This window comes from Candidatus Neomarinimicrobiota bacterium (genome assembly GCA_034716895.1).
Lineage (GTDB): Bacteria > Fidelibacterota > UBA8477 > UBA8477 > JABMPR01 > JABMPR01.
The window spans coordinates 1-2,138 of record JAYEKW010000187.1; the positions used below are offsets into that span (position 1 = coordinate 1).

General features: G+C 46.3%; 1 protein-coding gene. It reads right to left on the reverse strand.

Annotated features, from left to right (window positions below; all coding sequences use genetic code 11):
• Window positions 1-2,138, reverse strand: a 2,138-nt coding sequence (locus tag U9Q77_11280; protein MEA3287938.1) for a choice-of-anchor D domain-containing protein, incomplete at both ends; no start/stop codon positions are given.

Sequence of the window (2,138 nt, forward strand, 5' to 3'; positions counted from 1 at the left end):
CCAACAGCAACGCCGGCAACATCCCAACCTGAACCAGGATCTTCAGTAGGAATACCGATAACATCCATAAAGGTTGTATCAGTGCCAACGATCTTGATTAAAGCCCGGGCATCATCACCATTATGATTAACAACACTGGGATATCCCAGAACCTCATCGGCCATGGCGATCATTTCCGGGAAAGCTGCATCAGTTACGATCAACCAAAGATCTCCATTTGCCAGAGTTGCACCGGCTGGGAAGGCGTGATAATACTGCCATCCACCACCATTGACAGACTGAGCGATCTGATATTCATCAAGATCGATGTCAGCACCAGTGGCGTTATAGATTTCAAGACCCTTATTGTTGCCAGATCCTTCCATATATTCGGAGAAAAAGGGTGTTAGTACAGGACCTTCTTCAACCAGTACTGCATCAAGAAACATGTTATAGCTTCCGTAGTCACTAAAGGCTACAAAGTCAAACATGGTTCCTGCAGAAAATTCTGGTAAGAACACTTTAACGTTAACCCAATCATCAGCTGTACCATCAGCTTCCTGATAGTAAAGCTCAGACCAGGTACTCCCACCGTCAATAGAATAATTAACAGTAAGACTGGGCTGGGTTCCAGAGCCAGTCATACACTGCCACCAGAAGCTTAATCTTGGGGCACTCATGCCGGAAAGATCAGCAGCCGGTGAATACATGTGCGAGACTGTACCACTGGACATATTATAAATATCAGCCATGGCGGCCAAAGTACCTTCAGCTACTGTACCAGGTCCGTGACTTGAACCATCATTGGCAGCTTCCCAGGCATCGCCTGATGCATCAGTGGTGGTCACTGACCAATCGGCAGGTGGAAAAGTACCACCTTCAAAGCCTTCATCCAGAGCTGCGTGTACAGCGTATGATGAACCAGCAAGGGCTACAGTATCTGAACCCGTGTAAGCACCTGTGACGGCAAAAGTCAAAACTTCTGCAAAAGTACCTACTGTAGCTGGATCAAAGTCGATAGTGGCAACTGCTGATTGCAGAGCCGGAATCGTTCCTGAGAAAGCAGTTGAGAAGGGTGCATTAACTGTAGCACCGGTAACCACCAGATCGGCACCACCATCATTGATAATGGTAACGTCCAGTGAAGCGCCAAATCCAACAGGAACTACGTCAAAATCATATTCTTGAATATCCAGAACCATTCCAGGTGTAGCTGGAGCTGCTGGAGCTTCAAAATAAATAGCTAGATCATCATAGAGCAGGTTGGGAGCGCCATTGTAGTTGTAGAGCAATCCATCAGTACCATCGGCATTCTCAATACCCACAGTTGCGCCAATACCATTATCAGCGGAGGCGTTGCCAGTTACATCTGCGTATTGGAGAGTGATGTCAGAAGTTGTTTCATCAAAAATAACTTCAAAGGTAAAACCATCAGTATCACCATAACTACGAACCACATCCTGAAAAATAACTACAAACTGGCGATCAGGAGCAACACCAACCGTTTTATACAGAATGGTTCCCATATAAGAGCTGGTACTTCCTGGTGCATCTCCGGCCTTCAGATCATCCCAGAAGGGTGCGATGATATTATTGGGAGTAGAAGCATCCAGAATTGTTTCATTGGTCCAATAGGAACTGGAATAACCGCTTGAGGGACCCATACCGATCCAACCATTTGTAGTAGCTGTGATCTGGGAGTAAACATTACCATAGAATCTAAAAAGGAAAGGTAGATCAATGGTACCCCGATAATCATCACCATAAGCTATTATGGCATCGATGGCATCAGTAGTATCGATCCAAGCGTAAGCAGGACCAGCAGCATCATAGCTGTTGACCCAGGTATAACCCGCGATATCCGGACCACCACTGGAAGCAGCACCTGAACCATCCAAACTGACTGTATCAGGTGAAGAATCTGCATCAGAAATGATGATCAGATCATCTGTAAAAGTTCCCACAGCATCTGGAGTAAAAGTAACAGTCAGATCCTGGGTTGCTCCTGGATCGACTATCATGTCAGCCGGACTGGCAACAAACACACCAGCTGTTGGGGTGATGGAAGTAATATTGAGAGTTCCACCACCAGTGTTAGAGACCGTCAGAGTCATCATCCCCGTCATGGATATGGGTAGTGCACCAAAATCGAGAGCTGA